The organism is Cupriavidus sp. WS, from assembly GCF_000395345.1.
Lineage (GTDB): Bacteria > Pseudomonadota > Gammaproteobacteria > Burkholderiales > Burkholderiaceae > Cupriavidus > Cupriavidus basilensis_B.
Window position 1 is genome coordinate 1 of the sequence record NZ_AQPL01000235.1, and the last position, 3,049, is coordinate 3,049.

Here is a 3,049-nt window from a genome sequence, read left to right on the forward strand (position 1 = left end):
CGGGACACCCCGCCACACGCGGGTGGCGAAAACGCGATACGCGAATCTACTTAAGAAGTTTCCCTAGGCACGATGAGAGTGGTCTGAATTTAAGATAGGGAGGACAGCCCGAAGTACAGGAGGGCATGATGCGCCCGCACAATGCAACGGAAAAGGATTGCCAGGACGTGCTGGATCTGCTGGCGGCCTGCGGCCTGCCGCTCGACGGCGTGGCGAGCCAGATCGGCAACTTTCTAGTGGTCCGCGACAACGCGGGCCTGCTTGGCTGCGCCGGCGTGGAGAATCACGGGCAGGTGGCGGTGCTGCGCTCGGTGGCCGTGGCCGGGCGCGCGCGCTCGGCCGGGCTCGGCGAACTGCTGGTGGCCGCGATGCTGGCCGAGGCGCGCACGCGCGGCGCGCAGTCGGTGGTGCTGCAGACCACCACCGCGGCCGGCTATTTCGCGCGGCTGGGCTTCGAGCAGATCGAGCGCGCCTGCATGCCGCAGGAACTGCGCGACGCCATCTCGCTGCGCGAGGCCTGCCCGTCCTGCGCCACGGTGATGCAGGCCGCGCTCTAGCGCGGCGCGCGCCCGGCCCCGCGCCGCCCTCGTTTGCCGTGCGGCGCCGCCGCCCCGCCGCGTGCTGTTGCGCGCGGCGCACCCCGGCGCGCGGAACGGCGTAGGATATGGCCTTGCCGGCGCCGCGCGAGACCGCGCGGCGCCCGTCCTTCACCTTCGATCACCACCGCACGATATGGAATCCGACCACCAGGCATCTCCGCCGCAACGCGACGAGGCGGCAGACAGCGTGTCGTCCCGCATACGGTCGCGCCTGCAGGCGGCGCGCGAACGCTTCCACGCCAACGACAACATCGCGGCGTACATCGAGCCGGGCGAGCTCGACGCGCTGCAGGAGGAAGTGCAGTCGCGCATGGAAGACGTGCTGCGCAGCCTCGTGATCGACACCGAGAGCGACCACAACACGCGCGAGACCGCGCGCCGCGTGGCCAAGATGTACCTGAAGGAAATCTTCGCGGGGCGCTACGTCAGTCAGCCCAACGTCACCGAGTTCCCCAACGCCGAGCGCATCAACGAGCTGATGATCGTGGGCCCGCTGCGCGTGCGCAGCGCGTGCTCGCACCACCTGTGCCCGATCATCGGCAAGCTGTGGGTGGGCGTCATGCCCAACCAGCATTCGAACCTGATCGGGCTGTCGAAATACGCGCGCCTGGCCGAATGGATCATGTGCCGCCCGCAGATCCAGGAAGAGGCCGTGACCCAGGTGGCCGACCTGCTGCAGGAGAAGATGAGCCCGGACGGGCTGGCCATCGTCATGGAGGCCGAGCACTTCTGCATGCACTGGCGCGGCGTGCGCGACACCGACGCCAAGATGACCAACAGCGTGATGCGCGGCTCCTTCCTCAAGGACGACAGCCTGCGCCGCGAGTTCCTGACCCTGCTGGGCCGGCACCGGGACTAGCCCGGGCCGCGCGCGCCACCGACCCGACCACCGACACCACGGGAGACATCATGCTCGTACGCCTGCTCTATGCCAGCCGCGCATGCCAGCCGGCCTATCCCGCGCTGGTCGACGACATCGTCGCCACCAGCGTCGCCAACAACCCGAAGCACGGCATCACCGGCGTGCTGTGCTACGGCAACGGCATCTTCATGCAGGCGCTCGAAGGCGGACGCAACGAGGTCTCGCGCCTGTATCGGCTGATCGCGCGCGACGCGCGCCATGAGGACGTGGTGCTGCTGCACTACGAGGAGATCCTCGCGCGCGAGTTCGCCGGCTGGGCGATGGGCCTGGTCAACACGGGCAAGGTCAACATGGCGACCATCCTGAAATACTCCGCGCACGGCGAGCTCGATCCCTACCGCACCAGCGGGCTGGCCTCGCAGGCCCTGCTCAAGGAGCTGATCGCGGGGGCGTCGATCGTGGCGCGCACCTCGGAGCGGCACCGCCTCTGAGCGCGCGGCCCGCGCCGGCGGGAGCGCAACGCAACGACATCGACCACATCAAACGACATCAACGACAGGAAGACTCTGTGAGCGCGAACTTCAATCCCGGCGCGGCAGCCGCACTGCTGGCCGACGCCTGCCAGCGCGGTGCGCAAATGCGCGACCTGCCCGCCGCGGCCAAGCCCGCCACGCTGGCCGAGGGCTATGACGTGCAGGACCGCTTCATCGCCGCCCTCGGCGATCCGGTGGCGGGCTGGAAGCTGGGCGTGGGCAGCGCCAGCGCCATGCGGCGCGCGGGACTGTCGCGCCCGCTGGCGGGCCAGGTCGGCGCCTCGCGCTGCCTGGACGCGGGCGGCACCGTGACGGTTCCCGCGGGCGCCGTGGCCACCATCGAATTCGAGATCGCGGTACGGCTCGCGCGCGACGTGCCGCCGCAGGCGGAAGCGCTCGCGCCGGCCACGCTGGCGGCGCTCGTCGACAGCGCGCAGGTCGCCTTCGAGGTCGTGCTGTCGCGCTACGAGGACCGCGGCGCGGTCGGCATGCCGGCCTTTGCCGGCGACAACGTGGGCTTCCACGCGCTGGTGCTGGGCCCGCGCATCGACGCCGAGCGCATGGAGGACGTGCGCGCCAGCGCCAGCGTGACGCTCGACGGCGAGGTGCGCGCGCTGCCGCTGGCCGGCGACGACGCCATCTATCCGCTCGAAGCATTGCAGGCGCTGCTGGCGCATGCGGCCGAGCGCGGCATCACCTTGCGCCGCGGCGCCGTGATCACCACCGGCACCCTGACCCGGCCGTTCGACGTGCCGCCCGGCGCGCACGAGATCCGCGCCGTCTACGCGGGCGGCGAGCTGCCGATGCGGCTGGCCTGCCTGCCCTGACCGCGGGCACCGGTTGCCGGCATCGAGCACCGATGCCGGCTGCCGCTATTGACAATTCCTTAAGATTTCACATATTCCGACTTTCGCCCGGTGCCCGGCCGCTCCCTGTTATCCACACTTTGTGTGGATAACACTGTCGACAAGCTCCGCAAACGGCGCTGGCAGGCGGACCCCATCGGACTGCCCACAAAACGGGCAACTGCCGTGCGGCGGCTTCGCCGGCGGCCC

The 3,049-nt window shown here is 70.1% G+C and carries 4 protein-coding genes; all 4 read left to right on the forward strand.

From position 1 onward, the window contains the following. Window positions 1-125 precede the first annotated feature (125 nt). The 4 genes from arsN2 to K206_RS0119505 all read left to right on the forward strand — a co-directional run bounded on the left by arsN2 (window position 126) and on the right by K206_RS0119505 (window position 2,821). Window positions 126-557 carry an arsenic resistance N-acetyltransferase ArsN2 gene (gene arsN2 / locus K206_RS38745; RefSeq protein WP_020204071.1) on the forward strand — a complete coding sequence of 144 codons (432 nt, stop codon included), beginning with the start codon at window positions 126-128 and terminating at the stop codon, window positions 555-557. 175 nt (window positions 558-732) lie between these two features. Continuing rightward, on the forward strand, window positions 733-1,458 hold the full coding sequence (gene folE, locus K206_RS0119495) for a GTP cyclohydrolase I (protein WP_020204072.1): 726 nt from the start codon (window positions 733-735) through the stop codon (window positions 1,456-1,458). 50 nt (window positions 1,459-1,508) lie between these two features. Then, window positions 1,509-1,952 carry a BLUF domain-containing protein gene (locus tag K206_RS0119500; protein WP_020204073.1) on the forward strand — a complete coding sequence of 148 codons (444 nt, stop codon included), beginning with the start codon at window positions 1,509-1,511 and terminating at the stop codon, window positions 1,950-1,952. Window positions 1,953-2,029: 77 nt separating this feature from the next. Beyond that, window positions 2,030-2,821: a fumarylacetoacetate hydrolase family protein gene (locus tag K206_RS0119505; RefSeq protein WP_020204074.1), complete on the forward strand. Its 792-nt coding sequence runs from the start codon at window positions 2,030-2,032 to the stop codon at window positions 2,819-2,821. Window positions 2,822-3,049 lie beyond the last annotated feature (228 nt).